Origin of the sequence: Vreelandella subglaciescola, from assembly GCF_900142895.1 — a bacterium.
Classification (GTDB): Bacteria; Pseudomonadota; Gammaproteobacteria; order Pseudomonadales; family Halomonadaceae; genus Vreelandella; species Vreelandella subglaciescola.
The window spans coordinates 2,198,414-2,222,938 of record NZ_LT670847.1 but is presented as its reverse complement, the minus strand read 5'-3'; the positions used below and the strand labels follow the sequence as shown (position 1 = coordinate 2,222,938).

Annotated in this window: 21 protein-coding genes; 2 read left to right on the top strand and 19 right to left on the bottom strand. The window is 62.7% G+C overall.

The annotated features are described in order from the left end of the window. Positions 1-10: 10 nt before the first annotated feature. A complete protein-coding gene (locus B5495_RS10400) occupies positions 11-1,150 on the bottom strand; it encodes an alkene reductase (RefSeq protein WP_079553524.1) in 1,140 nt (379 codons plus the stop codon). 106 nt (positions 1,151-1,256) lie between these two features. Next, positions 1,257-2,255: an NADP-dependent oxidoreductase gene (locus B5495_RS10395; RefSeq protein ID WP_079553522.1), complete on the bottom strand. Its 999-nt coding sequence runs from the start codon at positions 2,253-2,255 to the stop codon at positions 1,257-1,259. A 183-nt stretch (positions 2,256-2,438) separates the two neighbouring features. Between B5495_RS10395 and B5495_RS10390 the strand changes: the two genes are divergently transcribed. Next, positions 2,439-3,395: a LysR family transcriptional regulator gene (locus B5495_RS10390; protein WP_079553520.1), complete on the top strand. Its 957-nt coding sequence runs from the start codon at positions 2,439-2,441 to the stop codon at positions 3,393-3,395. Here the strand turns inward: B5495_RS10390 and B5495_RS10385 are convergent. From B5495_RS10385 to B5495_RS10375, 3 genes are all read right to left on the bottom strand, one after another. Further along, a complete protein-coding gene (locus B5495_RS10385) occupies positions 3,384-4,355 on the bottom strand; it encodes a DUF481 domain-containing protein (protein WP_079553518.1) in 972 nt (323 codons plus the stop codon). The genes B5495_RS10390 and B5495_RS10385 overlap by 12 nt on opposite strands. An 85-nt stretch (positions 4,356-4,440) precedes the next feature. Continuing rightward, positions 4,441-5,214, bottom strand: coding sequence for a ribonucleoside-diphosphate reductase (locus tag B5495_RS10380; RefSeq protein ID WP_079553517.1), 774 nt, complete (start codon positions 5,212-5,214; stop codon positions 4,441-4,443). Positions 5,215-5,264: 50 nt separating this feature from the next. Continuing rightward, positions 5,265-8,498: an LAGLIDADG family homing endonuclease gene (locus B5495_RS10375; protein WP_079553515.1), complete on the bottom strand. Its 3,234-nt coding sequence runs from the start codon at positions 8,496-8,498 to the stop codon at positions 5,265-5,267. A 279-nt stretch (positions 8,499-8,777) separates the two neighbouring features. Between B5495_RS10375 and B5495_RS10370 the strand changes: the two genes are divergently transcribed. After that, positions 8,778-9,398: a hypothetical protein gene (locus tag B5495_RS10370; RefSeq protein ID WP_079553514.1), complete on the top strand. Its 621-nt coding sequence runs from the start codon at positions 8,778-8,780 to the stop codon at positions 9,396-9,398. On the opposite strand, the gene B5495_RS10365 is transcribed toward B5495_RS10370, so the two are convergent. From B5495_RS10365 to B5495_RS10300, 14 genes are all read right to left on the bottom strand, one after another. After that, positions 9,366-10,058 carry an OmpA/MotB family protein gene (locus tag B5495_RS10365; protein ID WP_079553512.1) on the bottom strand — a complete coding sequence of 231 codons (693 nt, stop codon included), beginning with the start codon at positions 10,056-10,058 and terminating at the stop codon, positions 9,366-9,368. The two genes, B5495_RS10370 and B5495_RS10365, sit on opposite strands and share 33 nt — an antisense overlap. 5 nt (positions 10,059-10,063) lie before the next feature. After that, on the bottom strand, positions 10,064-10,864 hold the full coding sequence (locus B5495_RS10360; RefSeq protein WP_079553510.1) for a motility protein A: 801 nt from the start codon (positions 10,862-10,864) through the stop codon (positions 10,064-10,066). 89 nt (positions 10,865-10,953) lie between these two features. Then, on the bottom strand, positions 10,954-11,658 hold the full coding sequence (locus tag B5495_RS10355; RefSeq protein ID WP_079553508.1) for an RNA polymerase sigma factor FliA: 705 nt from the start codon (positions 11,656-11,658) through the stop codon (positions 10,954-10,956). A gap of 48 nt (positions 11,659-11,706) precedes the next feature. Next, a complete protein-coding gene (locus B5495_RS10350) occupies positions 11,707-12,111 on the bottom strand; it encodes a flagellar protein FlhE (protein ID WP_079553506.1) in 405 nt (134 codons plus the stop codon). Positions 12,112-12,165: 54 nt separating this feature from the next. Next, entirely contained in the window at positions 12,166-12,723 is a 558-nt protein-coding gene (locus tag B5495_RS10345; RefSeq protein WP_079553504.1) for a hypothetical protein, read from the bottom strand. Next, on the bottom strand, positions 12,720-14,978 hold the full coding sequence (flhF, locus tag B5495_RS10340; protein ID WP_079553502.1) for a flagellar biosynthesis GTPase FlhF: 2,259 nt from the start codon (positions 14,976-14,978) through the stop codon (positions 12,720-12,722). The genes B5495_RS10345 and flhF overlap by 4 nt, the downstream gene beginning before the upstream one ends. A 63-nt stretch (positions 14,979-15,041) precedes the next feature. Continuing rightward, positions 15,042-17,126 (bottom strand): flagellar biosynthesis protein FlhA, encoded by a 2,085-nt coding sequence (gene flhA / locus B5495_RS10335; RefSeq protein ID WP_079553501.1) that lies wholly within the window; start codon positions 17,124-17,126, stop codon positions 15,042-15,044. Continuing rightward, a complete protein-coding gene (gene flhB, locus B5495_RS10330) occupies positions 17,123-18,280 on the bottom strand; it encodes a flagellar biosynthesis protein FlhB (RefSeq protein ID WP_079553499.1) in 1,158 nt (385 codons plus the stop codon). Before flhB ends, flhA begins: the two co-directional genes overlap by 4 nt. Before the next feature lie 110 nt (positions 18,281-18,390). After that, positions 18,391-19,086, bottom strand: coding sequence for a protein phosphatase CheZ (gene cheZ / locus B5495_RS10325; protein WP_079553497.1), 696 nt, complete (start codon positions 19,084-19,086; stop codon positions 18,391-18,393). Positions 19,087-19,128: 42 nt separating this feature from the next. Further along, on the bottom strand, positions 19,129-19,518 hold the full coding sequence (gene cheY / locus B5495_RS10320) for a chemotaxis response regulator CheY (RefSeq protein ID WP_079553495.1): 390 nt from the start codon (positions 19,516-19,518) through the stop codon (positions 19,129-19,131). 135 nt (positions 19,519-19,653) lie between these two features. Then, the gene (locus B5495_RS10315) at positions 19,654-21,159 is read right to left on the bottom strand and encodes a methyl-accepting chemotaxis protein (protein ID WP_079553493.1); all 1,506 of its coding nucleotides are present in this window, start codon (positions 21,157-21,159) and stop codon (positions 19,654-19,656) included. Positions 21,160-21,184: 25 nt separating this feature from the next. Next, entirely contained in the window at positions 21,185-22,246 is a 1,062-nt protein-coding gene (locus B5495_RS10310) for a protein-glutamate methylesterase/protein-glutamine glutaminase (protein ID WP_079553491.1), read from the bottom strand. A gap of 93 nt (positions 22,247-22,339) precedes the next feature. Next, entirely contained in the window at positions 22,340-23,224 is an 885-nt protein-coding gene (locus B5495_RS10305; RefSeq protein ID WP_231897166.1) for a CheR family methyltransferase, read from the bottom strand. Then, complete coding sequence (locus B5495_RS10300) at positions 23,221-24,438, bottom strand: methyl-accepting chemotaxis protein (protein WP_079553488.1); 1,218 nt, start codon at positions 24,436-24,438, stop codon at positions 23,221-23,223. The genes B5495_RS10305 and B5495_RS10300 overlap by 4 nt, the downstream gene beginning before the upstream one ends. Positions 24,439-24,525: the final 87 nt, after the last annotated feature.

The following is a 24,525-nucleotide window of genomic DNA, read 5'->3' as shown; positions in this document are numbered from 1 at the left end:
GCGCTATGCGTTAGTCAGCGGTAGCGGGCTCTTTCGCCGGTAAGAGCGGCGAGTCAGTCAAAAACGGATAGTCGGTGTAGCCTTCCGCGCCGCCGCCGTAGAAGGTGGCGTGATCGGGTTCGTTGAGCGGCGCATCTTCGCGGAAACGCTCGACCAGATCCGGGTTGGCAATGTACGAGCGGCCGATGGCCACGGCATCGGCAATGCCCGCGTCGATAATCCGCTCGGCGCGTTCGGCGTCGTAATGGCCGCAGAAGATCAGGCTGCCGGTGAAGCGCTCGCGCAAGCCGCGGCGAAATTCATCGGTCAGCGTGATATCGCCGCCCGCCCAGTTGGGCTCGTTGATGTGCAGGTAGGCGAGCCCGCGCTTGGCAAATTCCTCGGCCAGATAAAACGCCATCGCTTCGGGTTCATCGTCGGTCAGGCCGAAGATTTCGATAAACGGCGATAGACGCACGCCGGTGCGCTCAGCGCCGAACACTTCAGCCACCGCGTCGATCACCTCCAGCGGGAAGCGCGCACGGTTTTCCAGCGAGCCGCCGTAGCGGTCGCTGCGCTGGTTGCTACCGGTGGCCAGAAACTGGTTGAGCAAATAGGCGTTGGCCGAGTGCACTTCGATCATGTCGAAACCGGCGCGTTTGGCGCGTACCGCCGCCTGGCGATAGTCATCCACCACCTCGGCAATCTCCTCGGTCTCGAGCGAGCGCGGCGTGCTGGTGGGGTGCTGGCCGGCGCTGCCGTCGTCAAACTCGACGAAGCACTGGGCGCCCTCGCCCTTCAGCGCGCTGGGCGCCACCGGCGCCTGACCGTCGGGCTGCACCAGCTCGTGAGAGACGCGACCCACGTGCCACAGCTGCAGCGCCATGCGTCCGCCCTTGGCGTGAACCGCGTCGACCACGCCTTTCCAGCCGGCTTCCTGGGCGTCGGTCCAGATGCCGGGGGTATACACATAGCCCTTGGCGGTGGGCGAGATATTGGTGGCCTCGCTGATGACCAGCCCCGCGCCGGCGCGCTGGCCGTAGTAGGTCTGCTGCAGCGTGCCGGGAATGCTCTCGGGGGTGCGCGCGCGGGTCAGCGGTGCCATGAGAATCCGATTGGGTAGCGTCAGGCTGCCGAGATTCACCGGCGTCAGTAGCGATTCGTGTGCCATAAGGCGTCCTTGAGAAGTAGAAACAGGAAAAACAGGAAAAACCAAACCCGCCCCGATAGAGGCGGGCTGCATAAAAGGTCAAGCGCAGGGCGTTGGCGCCCTGAATTTAGAGCTTGACCAGCATTTTGCCCTGATTGCCGCCGGAAAAGAGCCCGAGGAAAGCGTCCGGCAGGCTTTCCAGCCCGTTCATCACGGTTTCCTGATAGTCGATCTCGCCGCTGGCCACCCGCGGGCCAAACTCGTTGACGAAATCAACGTGGTGCTCCCAGTGGTCAAACACGATAAAGCCCTGCATACGCGCGCGGCGGATCAGCAGCATGGCCAGGTTGCCGGGGCCGGCGGCCGGGGCGTCGTCGTTGTAGCGGGCGATCATGCCGCACACGGCGATGCGCGCGCCAACGCGCAGGTTATCCAGCGCCGCTTCGAGGCAGTCGCCGCCGACGTTTTCGTAGTAGACGTCAAAGCCCTCGGGGCAGGCCTCCTTCAGCGCCGCGCTCAGCTCGCGGGCATTCTTGCCCTTGTAGCTCACGGCCTTGATGCCTTTGGATTCCAGCCAGTCGAGCTTGTGCTGGTCGCCGGCAATGCCCACCACGGTGCCGCCTTTGGCCTTGGCCAGCTGCACTGCGAGCGAACCCACCGCGCCGCTTGCCGCGCTCACCAGCACGTTGTCGCCGTCTTGCATGTCGGCAATCACGTTAAGCCCCACCCAGGCCGTCGTGCCGGGCATACCCAGCACGCCCAGATACGCCTGCTCGGGGACGTCAAATTCGGGCAGCGGCTCGACCTGCTCGGCGGGGAGCTGGGCGATATCGCGCCAGCCGCCCATGTGGCGCACCTTGTCGCCCGCGTTGAAACGCGCGCTGCGGGACTCGATCACCTCGCCCACGGCAGCACCGTCAAGCGGCTCGCCCAGAGTGAACGGCTCGATGTAGGTGGTCACGCCGTCCATGCGGCCGCGCATATAGGGGTCAACGGACAGCCAGCTATTGCGGATGAGCACTTCGCCGTCTGCCAGTGCGGGCAACTCGAGAGCTTCCAGCTGGAACAGCTCGCGTGTCGGCAATCCTTGCGGATGTTCATTAATGGTGAAATAGCGGCTTTGCATGGGTCACTCCTTGCATTGACAAGAACACAGGCACCGGCGACTAAGCGCCGGCGCTGCGTGAATGCCAACACTTTATGCCCGCAGCGTCATATCACGCCAATGCAAGACACTTAAAAGCACTATGCGTTATGCTGATAAGACAGGGCTTGAAACGCTCTTCCACTACCTCAAGGCGATACCGCTATGCACCTTGCCGACCTGGCTCGCCACGATCTCAACGCGCTGGTGACCCTGCACGCCCTGCTGGATTCGCGCAGTGTGACCCGCGCCGCCCAGCGGTTAAACCTGAGCCAGCCGGCGGTATCGCGCACGCTTTCACGGCTGCGTCAGGCCTTTGACGACCCGCTGTTTGTCCGTACCCACCGCGGCCTGCGTCCCACGGCGCGGGCACAGGCGTTGGGGCCGCCGCTTTCCCGGCTGCTGGAAGAACTCGGCGCGCTGCTGGCACCGCCCGAGTTTGACCCGGCGAGCACCACGCGCCGTTTTCACATCGCCACCACCGACTATGGCATGCACGCCTTCCTCGCGCCGCAGTGGCAAACCGTGAAGCATCAGGCGCCGCATATGCGCCTGGACGTGCAGTCCGGCAGCGGGGAAGTCGAGCAGCAGCTGGATGAAGGCGGGCCGGAGCTGGCGCTGTGCGTGCCCGGCGAGCGGGTGCCGGCCAGCGTGCACGGCCGTGAAGTCGGCCATGATCACTTTGTTTGCGTGATGCGTGAGGATCATCCGCTGGCGCTGCAGCCGGAGGCAGACTTTACCCTGGAGGCGTTTTTGCACGCCGACCATCAACTGATCAGTATGGGCGGGGATGATCGCGGGGCGGTGGATCTGGCGCTGGCCAAACGCGGGTTGAAACGCCGGGTGAGCCTGCGCCAGCCGCATTTTCTCGCCGGTTTTTCCGCCACCCAGCACAGCGATTTGCTGCTCTGCGTACCGGGCTGCCTGGCGGCCAGCGTGGCCGACCACTGGCCACTGGCCCTGCGCCGGCTGCCGCTTGCGGTACCCTCCTTTGCCTACTGGCTGGTGTGGCACGAGCGCCACCACGCCGATGCCGGCCACCGCTGGCTGCGCCACGCCCTGTTTGACGGCCTGAAAGCGCGCCACCGCACGCTCAGCCAGCGCCCGGGGCTACCAGTTTAGGCCGATACCCACGTTATAGGTGGTGTCGCTCAGGTCTTCGGCGCTGTTTTCGACCCAGTCGGTTTCCACCGACATCTGCAGCGAGGCCCAGTCGGTCAGCGGGTAGCGCATGCCGGTTTCCGCGTCGAGCAAAAAACTGGTGGCCTGGGAAAGCGCACGGCCCGCGCGGCCGTTGGCGTAAAGCTCCAGCAGGTCTGCCCACAGGTAGCGATTAAACTGCCACTGCAGCACGCCGGTCTGGAAGTTGTCATCGGGCTGATCGGCGTACTGATAGCGGTTGCGCGTGAGCAATGCCGACAGCGAAAATGCCCCGCGTTCGTTATCCCACAGCTGGTAACCCGGCCCCACGCCAACGGAAAAACGCCGCTCAAGCGCTTCGTTCCAATCTCGGTTGGTGCTGACACGCCCCTGCCAAAAATGCCGCTCAGAGAAAAATCGCTCGGGCGAGTACGCCAGATGCCAGTCGTTTTCACGCCGCTTGCCATCGCGATATTCGCGGTGATAGCTGGCCTGCCATTTATGCCGCCAAGCCCCCACCTCTAAGCGTTGGCGCAGATCAAGCTCCAGCTCTCGGGTATCGGCGGTGCTGTGCTCGTACTCGAAGGCCACGTCTACGCCGCCGGTGGCGTTGAACGGGCGCTCGGTCGGCGACGCGGCGGCGTCATCCCCGGCCGGTTCGGGTCTGGGCGGCTTGGGCTGGACGGCAAAGCCCAGCGCGTTCATCGCCTTGACGCTGGGCGACGGCGGCTCGTCAAGCGCTACGCGCTCGACCCGCCGGGCGTCGATCTCGATCTCGCCGGCGTAGTCGGTGTCTATACGCCAGCGCGCCGACGTCTTGTCCACTATCGTGCCGGTCACACGATCGCCGTTTTCAAGCCACAGGGTATCCGCCGCCAGCCACGGGGAAACCAGCAGAAAGGGAAGCAGAAACACTCGGGCCAGGTGGGGTAATCGTTGCATTCATCGCTCGGGCCGGCGCGGACTCAGGGGGTAAAAAAGCTTCCCCCCGCCGGGGCGAGGGGAAAAGAACGCAGAGATTAACGCGTTAGCCGCACTTCGACCAGCCGCAGCCGGCGTAACAGGTGGGGCAGCCGTCCATCATTATCAGCTCACCGCGACATTCGGGGCAGTGGCCCACCACGGCGGGGCCTGCTCCCGCCGATTTTTTGTCGGCGCCGTCACTCGGCTCTAATGGGTCCGCCACCGGCGCCTCGGCATCTTCAGCAGGCGGCTGCCAGGCATGGCCGTGGGTCATGCGGTGAGCGTAGCGCTCGACCAGCGCTTCCACCGGCACCTGATGGCCGTCCTGATCCAGAAAGCCGCGACGATAGAGAATCTGCTGGATCGACCAGGCGATCGCCGCCACTTCGGAGTCGTGAAACACCGGCTTGCCGTGGCGGTTCCAGCCGCAACGCACCAGGCCTTTATCCCACGCTACCTTACGCAAATCCGCCACCGCCTGGGTGGCGTAGCCGCCCCGGGCGGCCAGCGACAGGCTGCGCATGGTCGCGGTGATCCACTGGTGTTCGCTTGAGAGCTGGCCCGAGGGGAAGAAAAACTCTACCGGGCGCTCGATCACCACGCGCTTGCCGCCCACCACGCCTTCCACCGGCATGAACGACACCAGCAAATAGACTTTTTTGCGGCCTTCCGCGCCGACATAGGAGATTTTCTCTGAGACGGCTTCCAGCGTGCCTTCGGGGCGCGACGCAATCCGTAGCGTCAGCGGGTTTTCGTCCTGCAAGGCCGGCTCAGGTTCTGGCGCGGCGTCCGGCTTGATGCGATAACCGACAATTTTTGAAGTAATTTCAACGGCCATGATGCTCCCCCACAAAATCTGGATTAACGGACAAAGTCATAACGCCCTGCTTACCACTTGCCATAGGTGCCTTCTTTCAGCGCATCAAACAGGTTGGCAGCGTTGTGTTCCTCGCCGTCGTAAAGCACCGTTTCATTGCCTTTGAGCGCAACGGTTTCGCCGTTTTCCAGCTCGAACTCGTAGGTGGTATTTTTCAGGTCGTCTTCGCGTACCAGCACGCCTTGAAACGCTTCGGGGTTGAAGCGGAAGGTCGTGCAGCCCTTCAGGCGGCTTTCGTAAGCCTGGAGGTACAGGTCTTGAAACTGCTCGAAGGGGAACTCAGTGGGCACGTTGACCGTTTTCGAAATGGCCGAGTCCACCCACTGCTGGGCGGCGGCCTGCACGGCGACGTGCTGCTCGGGTGTGACGCTGTCGGCGGTGATGAAATAATCCGGCAGATCGCTTTCCACTGCGTCGGCGGTGATGAAGTGGCGGTAGGCGGCCAGCTCGAACGAGACCACTTCCACCTGTTCCTTGGTCTTTTTACCGGTCTGGATGACGTTGCGGTAGTAACGGTGCGAAAACGACGGCTCAATGCCGTTGGAGGCGTTATTGCCCATGGACAGCGAGATCGTGCCGGTGGGCGCAATCGAGCTGTGATGGGTAAAGCGCGCGCCGTGCTCGGCCAGCGCGCTGACCAGCTCAGGCTCGAGCGCGGCAACTTTTTTCATGTAGGCGCTATAGCGCGCGTGAAGAATGCGCCCGGGCACCTTGTCGCCGACCTCATAGCCGTCTTTTTTCAGCTGCGGGCGTTCGCGCAGCATCTTGGGTGTCAGCGTATGCTCTTCCTCGAGCACCGGCGCCATGCCCTTTTCGCGGGAAAGCTCAAGCGCCTGCTTCCAGCCTTCGATGGCCAGGTGACGGCTGACTTCCTCGGTGAACTCAAGCGACGCTTGCGAGCCGTAGGGAATCCTGAGCATGGTCATCGTCGAGCCCAGCCCCAAAAATCCCATGCCATGGCGGCGCTTGGCTTCAATCTCGCGCTGCTGCTCGGGCAGCGGCAGGCCGGCGATTTCCACCACGTTATCCAGCATGCGGGTGAAGATCGCCACGACTTCACGGTAGCGCTCCCAGTCAAACCGCGGCGCCTCACCAAACGGCTCGATCACAAAGCGCGTCAGATTGATCGACCCCAGCAGGCAGGCGCCCTCCGGCGGTAATGGCTGCTCACCGCAATTACCTGTCACTAACCCATTGAAAATTAGATTATTTTTATCATTTTGCGTCGTGTCAAAAACGGCCTCGCGCCCTATATATTCAATCGATTTTACCGTCGTCGTATAAGACGTTTTGACGGCGCTCGAACGCATGCTATGCCACTCCTGATACTTCTGATTCTTGGTATCAGTCAGGAAACCGATTTCCTGCATGAAACGGTCTCGCGAATCTGATCCAATCAGTAGTTCATGATCGGCTTTACACTGATACGCCTTCTGGCCACCGCGCCCATCCGGAAGCCATCTCTTACCCGCATTACGGCGCTTCAAAATTCGACAGAAGATACCCATGTTACTGAGTAGCATCTGCACATCTTTAAGCAGTTGCGGCTCACCTGATGCCAAGCGAATCGTGCAATAAGCATTCTTGTCATCGCGCTGTACCGTACCATCCGCCTGAAATAAGCCGCGCAGGTAGCCCTTGACGCAAGCCTCGCTGCCGCGCCAGACCACTTCGGGAACCTTGAGCTTGGTATTCTTGGTAAAGCCGTAATGCTCCAGCAGCCGTGCCAGAATGACCGAGCGGATAAACACATGTTGACGCTCGGCGACGGCGACCGGCGCCACCTGGCATTGACGGCCGTTTTTAGCGGAGTGGGCGATCAACTCGTTGACGTATTCGGCCGTCGCGGCGGCAAGTGTCCGATCCGCGCCCCAGAAGTTGACGCTCACGGCTTCATTGCCCTTCCCGCGATTTGTGAAATGACCATCGCCGGCAATAAGCCCGAGCAAGGTGCCCAGCTTCGCGTTACCTTCGGGGCCAAACTGGCCTTTACCCGACTGCACCCAGAGCTGATCCCCGACCTTTACCTCCTTCAGCGGAATTTTTCCTCGCTGGGTATAAAAGTCGTGCCACTCCGTCGCCTTTATTTCATAGCCCTCGCGGGTCGTCACGCGATAGACGTCAGCCTGATCGGCGGTCTTGAACACCGCGACGGCCGGGCGCGTTTCGGTGCCCTTATCGCCCGTGTCCAACGCCCTTTTATCGACGCTGACCCGCAGCGCTTCGCCCCGCTGATACAGCTCGCCAATCGGCACCTGACCGAACTGGGTATGCAGCCGCGTATCCGCCGTGACGCAGGGGTTGGTCGCGCGGATGTCTTCGCAGAACCAGTTGTTGTTCATACGGTTGACCTGATCGATCAGGATAAAGCCCGGCTCGGCGTAGTCGTAGGTGGAGGCCATGATGGTGTCCCACAGCTCGCGGGCGCGAACCACCTCAACGATACGGCAAGCCACGCGGCCTTCGCCGTCCACGCTGTAGCCGTCTTCGATAACCGGCCAGTCACGGTAGATGAGATCCTCGGCCTGAACATCGTCTTTTTCGCCGGGATGCAGCGGAAATGCCAGCGGCCAGTCAGCGCCTTGCTTGACCGCTTCCATGAACTCGTCGGTGATCAACAGGCTCAGGTTGAACTGGCGCAGGCGGCCGGCTTCGCGCTTGGCCTGAATAAACTCGCGCACGTCGGGATGGCCGACGTCGAAGGTACCCATCTGCGCGCCGCGCCGCCCACCGGCCGAGGCGACGGTGAAGCACATCTTGTCGTAGATATCCATGAACGCCAGCGGGCCGTTGGTGCCCGCACCAGCGCCAAATACGAACGCGCCCTTGTGGCGCAGCGTGGAAAAGTCATAGCCGATGCCGGCGCCGGATTTCAGCGTCATGCCGGCGTCGACCACGGAATCCAGAATATCGCGCATGGAGTCGCGGATGGTGCGCGACACGGTGCAGTTGATCAAACTCACCGCCGGCTTGTAGGCCTCTGCGCCGGCGTTGGAGAGAATCCGCCCGGCGGGTACCGCGCCGTTGGCAAGCGCCCAGCGAAACTTGGGTAGCCAGTGGCTGGCCGCGTCGCCTTCTACCGCGGAAAGTGTCCGCGCGACCCGCTCGAAGGTGGCATTTACATCGGCGTCTACCGGCACGCCGTGACGATCCTTGAGGCGGTATTTGGCATCCCAGATTTCCCGCGAAGGTACCTGCAGCGGCACATCGTTGGATGTTGTAACAGCCTTGGCAGCAGTACTCATGGCGCAATACTCCTTCCCCGTGGGGAGTCAGGGTGGGTCCGAATGGCGGGCGATATAAGGTGTAGCGCGGTGAAGTATAGCCGCGCCCCGATAACTATATAAGCTATTTTATTACCTACTTACTACCACATATAGGTATTTTGGAAATATCGCCCGACAAAACAATCGCTTGGCTTTTGTCCTGACGCGCCGCGTTATAGGCTTGTCCCGCTATCTCATCGCAGGCGCGGAAACCGACGCCTGAACCAGACTCACACGACAACACAGGCAGCAAGGGCAATGGGGCAACGCAGAAAGCAGGCAACACTCAAGACACGGGGGCTGACCGTCGCTGCGCTGATGGTCGGTACGTTAATCGCCGGGGCGGAGCAGGCAGCGTCGTTTGACGTAAGCGATGCCGTGCAGCACGACGACTGGCAGTCGGTCACGCTTTCGCGGGGCGCTGCGCGAGGGGTTGAGAACGGGGCTGAGAAGGGGGCTGAGTTCGAGAGCGGCGAGCGCCATTTCCGCGCCGTGGAAAGCACAAGCTATGCCGATGCCACTCTAAGCGTCAACGCCACGCCCGGCGTGTGCGATATGCCCTGGCTGGAGATGCGGGTGACGCTGGAGGGGGAAGAGCAAACGGTGGCTACCGTACCGGCGCGGCTACGGGTGGATGACAAAACGCTGCACACCGCCGTGGCCGAGTTTTTTACCGAGCCGGAAAACAACGGCTTTTACGCACATTTCTACTTGAACGATGCAGACAGCCTGCTGGACGACATGCATGCCGGAGAGCAGATATTCCTCGGCTTTGAGCAGGGCGCAGACGAGCCCTGGTACATGATCTTCAGCCTGGACGGCGCGGACGACGCCATTGACAAAACGCTACAGGCTTGCCGTCGCGCTTCCCGGCCCTGAGGGCTTGCGCAGCACCAGCTCAACGCGCCGGTTGGCGGCGCGGCCGTCCGGCGTGGCGTTATTCTGCATGGGTTGGGTATCGGCGTAGCCCACGGCGCGCATGTGCGTGACCGCCAGCCCCCGGGTTTTCAGATAGCGCAGCACGGCAATGGCGCGTGCGGCGGAAAGCTCCCAGTTCGAGGGAAAGCGCACCGTGGCAATGGGCACGTTATCGGTATGGCCCTCAATCGAGATCTGGCCATCGAAGGACCCCAGCACCTCGCCCAGGCTTGCCACCACTCCGCGCCCCTGATCGGTAAGCTGCGCCCGCCCGCTGGAAAACAGCAGGCTGTCGTCGATCCGCAAAGTCACGCCTTCACGGCCCTCGCTAACGTCAACGCCGGGGATGCTCAGGCCGGCAAAAGCCGGGCTCAGGCCGCTATGACGCGGCTTGATGCCGGTGGCCAGCGAAGCCAGCGACAGCGTCGGCATAGCGCTTGCGGTGTGCCGACGCTGGGTATCCCGGTCTTCACCGCCGCCGGGCGGGGTCAGCGCCAGCAGCAGCACGAACAGCGTGATCAACAGCGTCAGCACGTCCAGATAGCTGGTCAGCCAGCTTTCCTCATCGCCGCCGCTGACGGGCGACGCTTCGAGTGTGCGCTGTGTATCACGATCCAGCATGGTCGCTATTCCTTCTGGGTCTGGGCTTTCATTCCGGGGTCGCGGATTTCGTCGTGATAGTCGGCTACAAAGGAGTTCAGCGTTTCTTCGATAAACGACGGCAGGCGGCGCTTGGTGATCAGCGAAATCCCTTCGAGCACCATGTTCATGGTGATCAGCCGCTCTTCGGTGCGCCGTTCAAGCTTGACCGCGATGGGTTTGAAAATCAGGTTGGACAGCAAAATGCCGTAGAAAGTGGTCAGCAGTGCCACGGCCATGCGCGGGCCGATGACGTCCAGATCACCGGCGTCCATGACTTCCAGCATGTTGACCAGCCCCACTAGCGTCCCGATCATGCCGAACGCCGGCGCATAGGTCGCCATGGTGCGGAAAATCTGCGCTTCGGCGTGTTCCCGGGCTTTCAGCCGGGCGATGCGCCAGCGCAGCATGTCGAAAATTTCCTGTTCCTTGGTGTTGGCAATCACCAGCTGGATGCCCGAGCGCAAAAACGGGTTGCGGGTGTACTGCAGCTGCTCCTCCACCGCGCGCACGTCACCCTTGAACCACAGCCGCGACATATCCACCAGCTCTTTGATGTCATCGCGCACGTAGGTGTTTTCGCGCCGGAACACCACCGCCACCAGGCGCACCACGCGCAGCACTTCGCGCAGCGGGTAGCTGATAAACGTTGCCGCCAGCGTGCCGGTGATGACGATGGCAAACCCCGGCAGGTTAATAAAACTTTCGGGGGATTCTGCGGTGAAAAACAGCACACTTACCAGCAGTACAATGCTGGCAGCTATGCCAATCAGCGTTGAAGGATTCATCGACGGCTCCTCGCCGGGTACTTGAAGATCAAAACGCGTGCGCGGGGCACGCTGGCATACATTGCACGGCCGGCTATTCCTCGACAGGGCTAAGCCGGGTCGTGCAGTTTGGCGCGCAGGCGGCTGACCGCCTGACTGTGCAGCTGGGAGACGCGGGACTCGGTCACGCCGAGTACCGCCCCGACTTCCTTGAGGTTCAGCTCTTCCTGGTAATACAGCGCCATCAGCAGCTTTTCACGGTCGGGCAGTGCTTCGATGGCGGCCGTCAGCCCGGCGCGCTGCTGATGGCTGAGCAGCTCCTCAAACGGCAGGCCGATGCTCCCACCACCGCCGGCCGGCTCGCCGGTATCCACCGCCAGTTCTTCGTAGGGCAGCAGATAGCCGCTGTTGGTGTCGTGCAGCAGCTGTTGATAGTCGGCCAGCGGCATATCCAACGCGGCGGCAATCTCGGCCTCGTCGGGCGCGCGGCCCAACCGCTGTTCGAGCCGACGCACCGCGTCATCCATCGAGCGTGCCGCCCGGCGCACGCTGCGCGGCAGCCAGTCGCGAGTGCGCAACTCATCCATCATCGCACCGCGAATCCGCTGGCTGGCGAACGTGGCAAAGCTTGCTCCTTGGGTGGCGTCAAAGCGACCCAGCGCCTCCAACAGGCCGACAGTGCCGGCCTGTATCAGATCATCAAGCTCGATGCTTGCCGGTAGCCTGACCTGCAGGCTCAGCGCCTGACGTCTGACCAGCGGCATGTATTGACCCAGCTGATCCTGCTGTTTGTATCTGCCCTGTGCTGTATACATCGACTCGCCTCAAAGCCCTTGATACGTATTGCCTGGATTCCGTCCACATCATTGATAGTTAACGATGACCTGCAACCCCGTCACGCGAAAAGGCCGTTGCCCGGACGGCAAGCGAAAGCGAAAGTGCAGCGGCACATCGGCACGATAGCCGGCAAACGCCCGGGTCGTGCCGCGTTGCTGCGCCAGCGCCAGGCAGCCTTGCGGATGACATAGCCAGGCCTCCACGGCCTTGCCGGCGGGGGGCGAAAAGCGCCATTGCACGCGCTCTATCGCGCGGCCGGTGGCGTTACCCGAAGGCGGTACGGCGTTTTGCGACGCGCCCGGGCGATCGCTCATCGCCACCATGGTGCCCGGCACCGAGGCGACCCAGCTGCCAGTGGCTGCAAACGCTGCGGGCAACCCTGCCAGCAGCAGCCAGATGCCGATTAAAGCTCGTGCCAGCTTCAAGTGCATGAAGTGCTCTCCTTGCTCGCCGACCCGATGCTTGCATCTCTCTTGGGCTTGCACCTACTGAGCCAGAATAAGCAGTTCTATCCCCACGTAAGCATGAGCCGCATCATGTAAATTATCCAGCAAACCGGCGCGTGGCAAGTGCGGCTCGTGCAGCGCCAGCAATCGCCGTGGGCCGCCGCCGCGCGCCAGCTGGCACAGCGTGCGGTAAGTATCGGAAAAAGCATCGGCGCTGCTGTCGACCCAGAGCGCCCAGCGCGCATGCTCGCGCGCCAAACGGGGCAGCGCCGGATCATCGGGCATCACCAGACGCACATCCCAGGCGTCCGGCGTGCCCGCCCAGCGCCGGCCCAGCGCCGCCCACTGCTCAAGGCGCGCCTTGACGCGCTCTGCCTGGCGCGGGCCACGGCCGGGCAGCCCGACCACCATCAGCACGGTTTTGGCCCGGGTTGACGCTACCGGAGGCGCCGCTGGAGCCACTGCAGTTGAAGACGCTTCGGCTGCCGGCGTAGCTGGCATGAGTGCCTCGTGCCCGCCGTCTTCAGCCTGTTGTTGACGCTGCAAGCTGGCCCATTGGCGCAGCCCGGCGGCCTGATCCGTCGTTTTGCTGCTCACGCCACGCCCTCCCGGCTGACGCTACCCAGCTGGCGAATGGCATCGCGCGCCATCAGCGCATACAGCAACGCATCCAGCAGCGCGGTATCGCGCCGCCGCCGACGGGACCCAAGCAGTGCCAGCAGCTCGCGGCGCAAGATTGCCGCTTCGTCGTCTTCGCCGGCGTCCAGATGGCCGACCACCGCCGCCGCGCCGCTGGCCATCAGCAGGCGCACTTCGGCGCTGACATCGCCGCCGTCGTCCTCCTTGATCTGCTGGAACGCGCGCTTGGTCAGCGGTGCAAGGCCTTCGCCCTGAAGCTGGGTGAGCAGCAGCGACAGCGCCTCGACGCCCAGCCGGCGCGGCGTCAGCCAGTAGCGGCGCACCACGGTGCGGGCGCTTTCCGGGTCGCGCACTTCGCCGTACCACGCCAGCATGGCGGTGCCGTTGTCGTCGGTCACTTCAGCGTAAACATTCCACAGCTGCATGGCCTGGGCGCGAAACCGCACGCCCACCTGATGGGTCAGCGTGCTTTCCATGAACAGCTTGCGCAGGGTCGTGCGCTGATCATCAGCGTGGACCCGCTGAGCGCCGCTGACCTGGCTGACCCAGGTCAGCCGCCCTTCTTCCAGCCAGTCTCGCGCTGGCGCATCGGGCAGCGCCGGCAGCAGATGCACGGCAATGCCGTTGTGTTCGGTCAGCGCTTCCAGCCGCGCCTGCCAGCCGGCGGGTTGGCGATGCTGCAACCAGGGCAGCGCCAGCGTGGCGCCGTCCGGATCAAGGCCGACGTCGGGCATCGCCCAGTCGCAGCCGCGCTCGTTGCGCCGCGCCGACCAGCGCATGCCCAGCGCCGCACCGGCCGGTGGATAGTCATCAAGCAGCTGTTCAAGGCGCGGCTCTTGCACCGCTTTGGGCAACGCCGCCAGATCCCAGCAGCGTTCCAGCGCGTCAAAGCCACCCACCCGGGCGCGCAAACGTTCGAGCAGCGAGGACAGCCGCCGCCCCTGCCCGAGTACGTCCTGCGACCAGCGCGGCAGCCGAATCGCGGCGGGCGGCGCCGAATCGCCTCCGACAACACGGGGCGCGGCGCTGTCCAGCGCCTGGGCTATCAGCGCCGGAGCGCTGGCCAGGGCCATATCTTCGGGCACCCGCTGGCCGTGGGAGCCAAACAGCACGCGCATACCGTGACGCATGATGATATCCAGCACCGGCGCCAGCCGGCCGGCTTCGTCCTGCTTGCTGATGATGCAGTCGTCAAGCCCGGCTCCTGCGGCGCGGGCGGCCTGACGATAGCGCAGCACCACTTCCTCCAGCGTCTCGGGCTGGCTGGCGGCGTTGAGCAACAGCGCCATGCGCACCTGCGAGCGGCCGCCCTGCAGGTGCGCGATCTGTTCGATAACGCGCTGATCCCGCTGGCTCATGCCGACGGTGTCGATAATCACCCAGCGCTTGTCGGCCAGCTGCGCCAGCAGTTCGTCAATGGACTGTTCGGCGTCCAGCGCGAACATGGGGATATCCAGCAGGCGGGCGTAAATGCGCAGCTGCTCGTGGGCGCCGATACGAAAGCTGTCCGTGGTCACCAACGCTACCGGCTCGGTGCCGTGGCGCATGACAAACCGCGCGGCAAGCTTGGCCGTGGTGGTGGTTTTGCCCACGCCGGTGGGGCCGACCAGCGCGACAATGCCGGTCTGATCAAAAAAGGCGTTTTCCTCGTTCAGCACGGCAAGCTTATTGATCAGCTGCTCGCGCAGCCAGGCCAGCGGCTGATCGCTGTCGTCAGGCAGCGCGGCGATGTCCGGCGGCAGCGTGGCCAGCAGCTCGCTGGCGATTTCCCCGCTGAAGCCGATATCAAACAGCAGCTGACGCAGGCGCGCGGCCCAGCCCTCGGGGGCGCTTGCCACGCCACTGGCCAGCAGCTCGCGCATGTCCTGCATTTCCTTGAGCAGCCGCTCGCTCATGGCGGCCATCGGATCGGCCGGCGCGGGGGACTTTTCCTCCTGAGCGGCGCGGGCCTGGCGGTGAAGCCGGGCATAGTCCTTGGTCGAATGTTCCGTGCTGAAATGATCCGTGGTGGAATGGTCGGCGACAGGTGCGGTCTTTTCGGGCGCGGCAGCAGCCGGCTCCAGCCCGGCGACGGCCGCATCGGCCATGGCCAGAATTTCCACGCCGCCTTCCGTGCGGCGATTAGCGACAATCAGCGCGTCATCGCCGAGCGCATCGCGCACCTGGCGCATAACCTCGCGGCTGCTGGCTCCAACGAAACGTCTTACGCTCATGCTTTATCCTTTGCCTGGGTGAACCTGTATTCTTATCGGCCCGCGGTTAGCGGCGGGTGGCCGTTATTGCTGGCCGCCCACGACCGTGGCCACGCGTAGCGTGCGATCATCGGGGATTTCTGCCTGAGACATGACCACCAGATGGCGCAGGCGACGGCGCAAGAAGCGTGCCAGCACCGCGCGCAGCGAATGCTGCACGACCAGCACCGGCGGCTCGCCGGCACTTTCGTGACGCGCGAGTGCCTGCTCGGTCTGGCTCATCAGCGTATCGGCAAGTCCCGGTTCCATGGCGCCGTTGCCGTTCATCGCCTGCAGCAGAATCTGCTCGAGCTGGGTATCCAGCCCCATCACGCTGAGCGCTTCCTGACCGGCAAACCACTGCTGGGTAATCGCACGCCCCAGCGCCACCCGCACCAGCGAGGTCAGCTCGGCGGCGTCCTGCTGCTGCGGCGCGTATTCCGCCAGCGTATCCAGAATGGTGCGCATGTCGCGGATGGAGACGTCTTCATCCAGCAGATGCTGCAAAATGCGCTGCAGGACGGTAATCGAAATCGCCTTGGGCACCACTTCCTCGACCAGCGACTTCTGTTCGTCGCCCAGCTTGTCGAGCAGCTTCTGCACTTCCTGACGCCCCAGCATCTCCGGGGAGTGGCGGTGCAGCAGGTGGTTCAGGTGGGTGGCGATAACGGTGCTCGCATCCACCACGGTGTAGCCGTAAACCTGCGCATGCTCGCGCTGGCCGCTGTCGATCCACACCGCGGGCAGGCCAAAGGCCGGATCTTGCGTGGGCGTACCCTGCAGCTCGCCGGACACCTGCCCCGGGTCAATCGCCAGCCACTTGCCCGGCTGCGCTTCGGCGCGGCCGATCTCGGCGCCTTTCAGCGTCAATACGTAGATATTCGGGTCAAGCTCAAGGTTATCGCGAATGTGCACCACCGGCGGCAGAAAGCCGACGTCCTGGGCAAATTTCTTGCGCACGCTCTTGATCCGCCCCAGCAGTTCGCCCTGCTGGCGCGAATCGACCAGCGGGATCAGGCGGTGTCCGACTTCAAGCCCCAGCGTATCCACCAGCTGCACATCGTCCCAGCTGGCTTCCGGGGTTTCCTGAGCCGGCGGCGGTTCAGCGGCCGCCATGTCCTGTTCGACCAGCTGCTGATCCTTGTTCTTGATCAAAAACCAGGCGAGCCCTGCCAGCAGCAGGGTAAAGATGAGAAACACCAGATTGGGCATGCCGGGAATAATGCCCAGCAGCCCCATGACCACGGCGGCCAGAATCATCACCTGCGGGTTGAACAGCTGGCTGATCATCTGCTGGCCAACGTCCTGATCGGTGTTGACCCGGGACACGGTGACGCCCGCGGCGGTAGAAATCACCAGCGCCGGAATCTGCGCGACCAGACCGTCACCAATGGTCAGCAGCGTATAGGTCTCACCGGCGTCGGCAAAGCTCATGCCGTGCTGCAGCATGCCGATCAACAGCCCGCCGATCACGTTGACCACCATGATCACCAGGCCGGCCATGGCGTCACCGCGGACAAACTTGCTGGCACCGTCCATGGAGCCGTAAAAATCCGCTTCCTGGGCGACTTCCTCACGGCGCTTTTTGGCGTCTTCTTCGCCGATCAGCCCGGCGTTCAGGTCGGCGTCGATGGCCATCTGCTTGCCGGGCATGGCGTCGAGCATGAAACGCGCGCCCACCTCGGCGATACGTCCGGCACCCTTGGTGATGACCATGAAGTTGATCACCACAAGAATCAAAAACACCACCAGCCCTACGGCAAAGTTGCCGCCGACCAGAAAGGTACCAAACGCTTCGATCACCTTGCCTGCGGCGTCGCCGCCTTCGTGGCCCTTCATCAGCACCACGCGGGTCGAGGCCACGTTGAGCGACAGCCGCAGCAGCGTGGTAAACAGCAAGACAGCCGGGAAAGCCGCGAAATCCAGCGGCTTGGCAGCAAACATGCTGACCAGCAGCACGAGAATGGCCAGCGCAATATTGAAGGTAAACAGCAGGTCGAGCACGAAAGGCGGCAGGGGCAGAATCATCATGCCCAGGATCATCAGGATCAGCAGCGGCCCGGCGAGCAGCTTCATCTGCACATCGCCCATCCAGTCGCGCTGATTCAACAGCTGGGTCAAGCTTCTCATGGCGATGCCTCGCCGCCGCTCTGGCGGCTGTCCATTTCCGGCGGTACCGGAAGATTATCGGGTGTGGGGGGCACATCGCCTCCTTGGTCTGCTACGTGCTTCAAGCGATACGCCCAGGCCATGACTTCAGCGACGGCGGTATACAGCTGCGCGGGAACTTCGGCGTCCAGATCCACATGCTGATACAGCGCGCGCGCCAGCGGCGCGGCCTCCAGCCGGGGGATGTGCGACGCTTCCCCCACTTCGCGTATTTTCGCGGCCACGGCGTCGGCGCCCTTGGCAATCAGGCGGGGCGCGCCCATCTGGCCTTCCTGATACTTCAGCGCCACCGCGTAGTGGGTCGGGTTGGTGATAATCACGTCGGCCTCGGGGACCTGGCTCATCATGCGTCCGCGCGCCATGGCCTGCTGTTGCTGTCGAATGCGTCCCTTGACCTGCGGATCACCCTCGGATTCCTTGTGTTCGCGCTTGACCTCATCTTTACTCATGCGCAGCTTCTTGGCGTGGCTGTAAAGCTGAAACGGCACGTCGATCAGGATCACCACGATCAGCGAGAGTACCATCAGTCCGGCCGCCTGAGCGGCCATCATCAGGGCGGTGGCCAGCGCCTGATGGACCGGCAGGTTCATCAGCGCGAGAAACTTGCCGATGTTGAAGTACAGAAAGGCCGCGCCAACGCTGCCCACCAGCACCGTCTTGGCCAGCGCCTTGGCCAGCTCGATCAATGCCTGCAGGGCAAAAATACGCTTGATACCCTTCACCGGATTGAGTTTGGATATCTTGGGCTGCATCGATTTGGCTGACACCAGCCAGCCGCCCAGCAGCGCCGGCGCCACCAGCGCAATCACCACGAGCAGCAGAAACAGCGGCATCATGGCATACAGCATGCGCTCGCCGGCATCCAGCGCGGCCACCAGCATCGATGCGGTGTCAAACGCCTGGCGGCGATCAAACACGAAGGCATGTTCCATGACCATGGCCAGCTGATTGTAAAGCGTCGACCCCATGGTCCAAAGGCCAATCACCCCGCCCAGCAGCATCAGAAACGTGGTCAGCTCGCGGGAGCGCGGCACCTGCCCTTCTTCACGCGCTTTTTCCTCGCGTCGGGGCGTGGCATCTTCGGTTTTTTCGTCGTCGCTATCGCTATCTGCCATCGCTATCTGCCTTGACGTGCACCATGAAAAAGGCCGCTAAACACGTGCTCAGCCGCCATAAAGGCGGCTGAGCACGTGGTCATCCAGCAGACGCAATCGTCGTTTTGATGCTAAAAACCCAGGTCGTCGAGCAAGTCGTCTACCTGATCCTGACCGGAAACGATATCCGGTGCATCATCGTTGATTTGTGGCCCATTCAAAAGCTCTTCGTTGCGCCGCGCGCTGTCGCTTTTCCACTGATCCTCGGCCTTGCGCTGCATGCTTTGCCGTGCTTGGGCCTCGGGCATGCTGTCAATCAGCACCTGAACCAGCTGCTGCTCGATCTCGCGGATGACGTCCATCATCTTCTTGATCACCTGGCCGGTCAGATCCTGAAAATCCTGGGCCATCATGATCTCGAGCAACTCTTTGCTGGTCGCCGCGGTCATGTCGGGCACCTCGCCAAGATAGGTGCGGGTATCTTTCACCAGTGCCTTGGCGTGGTCGAGCTCCTGCGGCGCGGCAAACCACTCCGCCCAGCGGGTATCCAACGCCTCGGCACGCTCGGTGAGCTGATCCTGCATGGGCTGGGCGCGATCGACGGCGTTGAGCGCCCGCTCGGCGGCCTGCTCGGTCATCGCCGCCACGTAGTGCAAGCGGTCGCGCGCATCGGGAATGGCTTCAGCGGCCTTTTCGATCTCTTTATCCAGACCCAACTCACGCATGTTCTCACGCAGCATGCGCGTCAGCTTGCCAATGCGGTGAATCAGCTCATCGGAGGCCTCGTCGGACAGCGGGGCAGACCCGGTCTGCTCATTCGGACTCATGGTGTTGTCTCCCTGTTCTTCCGGCGCCGTATCATCGCGATGTTACTTGCCCATCTTGTCGAAGATTTTATTCAGCTTTTCTTCAAGCGTGGCGGCGGTAAACGGCTTGACCACATAGCCGTTGGCACCGGCCTGTGCCGCAGCGATGATGTTTTCTTTCTTGGCCTCGGCGGTCACCATCAGTACCGGCAGCTCCTTGAGCGCATCATCCTGACGGATTTCCTTGAGCATCTCCAGGCCGTCCAGATTGGGCATATTCCAATCGGAAACGACAAATTCAAAGTTGCCGGCGCGCAGCTTGTTCAACGCGTCCTGACCGTCCTCTGCCTCTTCAACATTGGTAAACCCCAGCTCCTTGAGCAGGCTACGCACAATGCGGCGCATGGTCGGAAAGTCGTCTATCACCAAAAAGCTCATGTTCTTGTCTGCCATTGTTCATCCTCTTGGTATTTATGGCTTGGTTTTTATGACCCGGTATTTGTGGCTCGGCATTCATGACATGAAAAGGCGCCGCATCGCGTCCGGCGCCCATCGTTCAATCAAGCGGGCTGTCTTGTATACACGTCGTTAAAACGCTTCCCACTCGTCAAGGTCATCCGTTGACGCGCCGTTCTCATTGCGCGCCACTTTAGCATTGTTTCTCACATTACCGGACGTCCCGCGGGACGTTTCCGCGCCCGGCAACGACGTCGGCGAGCCAGCCTGAGGCGCCAGCATGGCGCCCTGCCCGGCCAGGCGGAATACCGCCACGGCGTCTTCCAGCCGGCCGGCCTGATCTTCCATCGCCGCGGCGGCAATGGAGGCCTGCTGCACCAGCGTGGCGTTTTGCTGGGTGACCTGATCCATCTGCCCCACGGCCTGACTCACCTGCTCGATGCCGTCGCTCTGCTCCTGCGAGGCCGCCGATATCTCGTCCATGATGTCGGTCACCCGGCGCACCGACTTCAGCGTTTCGTCCATGGTCGTACCGGCCTGCTCCACCAGCGTCGAGCCTTCGTTGATTTGCGTGACCGAGGTGTCGATCAGCGTTTTGATTTCCCGGGCGGCGTCGGCGCTGCGGCTGGCCAGGTTGCGTACCTCGCCCGCTACCACGGCAAAACCGCGCCCCTGCTCACCGGCGCGGGCCGCTTCAACCGAGGCGTTCAGCGCCAGAATGTTGGTCTGAAAGGCAATGGAATCGATCAGTCCGGTAATGTCGGCAACCTGCTGCGAACTCCGGGAAATGCCGTGCATGGTCTTGACCACGTGGCCGACGACTTCGCCCCCGCGCTCGGCCGTTTGCGTGGCTTCCTGTGCCAGGCCGTTGGCCTGACGCGCGTTGTCGGCGTTCTGGCGCACGGTGGCGGTCAATTGCTCCATGCTCGCCGCGGTTTGCTGCAGCGACGCTGCCTGCTCCTCGGTACGCGAGGACAGATCGGCATTGCCGCCGGCGATCTCCCGGGCACGTCCGTAAATGGCGCCGCTGCCCTCACGCACGTCGCCGACGATACCGGCAAGACTGGCCTGCATCTTTTGCATGGTGGCAAACAGCTGACCAATTTCGTTACTGCTCAGCACCTTGATATCTTCGCTCAAATCAGCCTGGGCAATCGCTTCCAGGCGGGCAACAGCCTGGCGCAACGGCACCACCAACACCTTGCGGATACCTCGATAGAACATCAGGATGAGTGCGAAAGCCATCACCAGCACGGCAAGCCCCACGAACCCGAAATTCATCCGGGAAGCCTGATAACCGGTCACCAGCTGCGCCCCCCGGCCGCCGGTTATCGCCGTCAGCTGTTGCTCGGCTGCATCCAGCTGCGTCAGGGCGTTATTGATAGCGGTGCGGCTGGCTGCGTCCGGGCGGGCGAGCATGTCGGCCAGCGCATCACGTGTCTGGCCGATGCGGGCACCCGACTCGTTCACCGCAACCACATGCTCGGCATTGATGCTTCTCAGCGCCGTCAGGCTATCGTTCGCTGACTGACTGGCCAGCCAGCCCAGGCTGGCGATAATCGCCAGACAAACGAGGAAGCACAGCATGACGCCGTTAATGACCTGACTGATGCGAAATTTGCGTAGCAACGTAAGCATAAGGTGGCTCTCCTTGGCCGGGGGGTTAAACGCGCTGAGCTTGACCGGATGCCGCCACCAGCGACATCAACCGTCCGGGAATGTCGTCAAGCGCCACCGCTTCCGCGGCGCCACCCACGGCCAGCGCCTCACGCGGCATGCCGAACACCACGCAGGTTTCTTCGTTCTGGGCAAGCGTCGCCGAACCGGCCCGACGCATTTCCACAAGCCCCTGAGCACCGTCTTTGCCCATACCGGTCAGGATGACGCCGATGGCGTTTTTGCCCGCCTGCTGGGCCGCCGATTGAAACAGCACGTCCACCGACGGGCGATGCCGGTTGACCGGCGGGCCGTTGTCGAGCCGTGCGACGTAGTTGGCGCCGCTGCGGGCAAGCTTGAGGTGCTGGTCGCCCGGGGCAATGTAGGCGTGGCCGGGCAGTACGCGCTCGCCGTCCGTGGCTTCTTTCACCGTAATCCGGCACAGGCGGTTCAGCCGCTCGGCAAACGAGCGAGTAAAGCCGCCGGGCATATGCTGGGTAATCAAAATGGCCGGCGCGTTGGCCGGCAGAGGCTCAAGCACGGCGCGGATCGCTTCGGTACCGCCCGTGGAGGCGCCGATGATCAGCAGCTTTTCACTCGAGGTCAGCGGCGCTTTGAGCTCTTGTTTGGCCGGCGTGTTCTTGTGCCGCGCCTGGCGCGGGCGCGAGCGGGCGGCGGCGCGCAGCTTCTCGGCAATTTCGTTGGCGTACTCCATCATGCCGTTGCGAATACCCAGACTGGGCTTGGCGACAAAATCCAGCGCGCCCAGCTCCAGCGCTTTCAGCGTGATTTCCGAGCCGGACTGGGTCAGCGATGAGACCATCAGCACCGGCATCGGGCGCAGGCGCATCAGCCGCTCGAGAAAATCCAGGCCATCCATGCGCGGCATTTCCACATCCAGCGTGATGACGTCGGGGTTGTGCTGTTTGATCAGATCCCGTGCCACCAGCGGATCCGGCGCGACGGCGACAACCTCCATATCCGGCTGGGTGTTGATGATTTCGGTCAGCAGATCACGGATCAACGCCGAGTCATCGACGCACAATACTTTTATTTTCGTTGCGCTCAATGCACGCCTCCTTTCACTTGGGCACCTGACAAGACTCACGACCACCTCAGGTAAAAATGCCCTGAAATAATCCCGGCTTGTCTGTCAGACGGCCTACCTGGCTGCCGACGAATGGGCGGCCAGGGTATAAACGGTTTGCCCGCGCAGCTTGAACTCGGGACTGATGTAGGAAAAATTCTCCGAATGCCCGGCAAATAAAAGCCCGTTGGGCTTGAGCAGCGGGGCAAAGCGTCGAAGAATCTCCGCCTGCGTTTTTTTATCGAAATAAATCATTATGTTGCGGCAGAAAATGGCGTCAAACGGCCCTTCTATCGGCCAGCCCGGCGCCAGCAGGTTAAGCGGCATGAACTCCACCAGCGAGGCCACTTCGGCACGCACCCGGGCAAAGCCGGCGCGCTGCCCCGTGCCCTTCTGGAAAAACTGCTTGATACGTGCTTCATCAAGTTTGCGCACCTGCTCAAGCGGGTATACGCCGGTGCGTGCCTTTTGCAGCGCATCGGTGTCGATATCGGTGGCGACGACTTTCGACTGACTGGCACGCGCACCCAGCGCTTCCTGCAACGTCATGGCAAGCGAGTAGGGTTCTTCACCGGTAGACGACGCCGCGCACCATATTTTCACCGGGCCGCTGGCCTGCTTCAGGTGGTCGGCCAGCAGGGGAAAGTGGTGCGCCTCACGGAAAAACGCCGTCAGGTTGGTCGTCAGCGCGTTGGTAAACGCTTCCCACTCGCGGGATTCGGGATGCTGCTCCAGGCGCGACAGGTAATCGCTAAAGCGCGTCAGGCCGTGATGCCGCAGGCGCTTTGCCAGACGGCTATAGACCATCTCGCGCTTGTGTTCGGCAAGCACGATGCCCGCACGCTGATAAATCAGCTCGCGGATACGTCGGAAGTCAGCATCGGTGAGGATAAGGTCGCGCTCGATATGGCTACCGCTTCCCCAGGCGCCAGCATCCGCTTTGGCAGAAAATTCGCTCAAAAAGACTCCTGTAGCGTAGCGGGCACCGGCAGCTGCCGGGGCTCCCGGGCATCCTGCTCGCATGTCTCAATACGAAAGCGCTCCACGGTTTCCCGCAGGCGCGAGGCATCGCGCTCAAGCTCGTTGGCGCTGTGCGAGGCCTGCTGCACCAGCTCGGCATTTTGCTGTACGGCCTGATCCATCTGCGTAACGGCCTGATTGACCTGGCGAATGCCGTTGCTCTGTTCCTCAGAGGCCGCGGCGATTTCATCCATGATGTCGCTCACCTGCTGCACCGCCGCCAACAGCGTCTGCATGGTATCGCCCGCGCGGTTGACGCGCTCGGCACCGGCATCCACCTTGCCAAGCGACGTATCGATCAGCGTACGGATCTCACGCGCGGCATCGGCACTGCGTCCGGCCAGGCTACGCACTTCCTGGGCTACCACGGCAAAGCCACGGCCGTGCTCGCCGGCACGCGCGGCTTCTACCGACGCATTAAGCGCCAGAATGTTGGTCTGAAAAGCAATGCTGTCAATCAGGGTGATAATATCCGCGACCTGATGCGAGCTTTGGCTAATGTCCTGCATGGTATCAATAATCTCGCCGACCTCTTCCCCGCTGCGCCGCGCGGTGAGGGTCGCATCGCCGGCCAGCTGGCTGGCCTGGCGTGCATTACCGGCGTTGTGCTCAACGGTAGAAGCCAGCTCTTCCATGCTGGACGCCGTCTGCTCAAGGGATGAGGCCTGCTGTTCGGTGCGGGCGGAGAGGTCGTTATTACCTCCGGCAATGGTTTCCGCGCGGGCATAAATCGAGCCGCTGCTGTCGCGCACCACGCCCACCGTTTGCGATAGCGACGCCTGCATATGCTGCATGGCGGTATACAGGCGGCCGATTTCATTGTTGCCCGGCGACGCCACTTGCTGGCTTAAATCGCCCTGCGCCATCTTTTCGAAATAGCCCACTAAACGATCCAGCGGGCGCAGCACGTTGGCGACCACACCCCAGAGCACAATCACGGCCGTTGACGCCGTCAGCACCAGCACGCCCGCCAGCAGCCAGCGCATCCGCCCGGCCAGCTCAGCAAACGCCGCCTGGCGTGCCGCACTCGCATCCGCCAGCAGTTCCGTACTCTGGTCAAGGGCATAAAACCCTACTCCGCAGGCGAGCAGGATCAGTAGCGAAAAAGCGACCAGCACCAGCACCCAGCTGAGCCGCACCGTCATGTTGTACATTATGCTGCGTATCAACTCTATCACCCGCCTTTACCCCTGCATGACGGCACTGAAGTACCGCCTTGTCCGTCAGTTCCATTGCTTGAC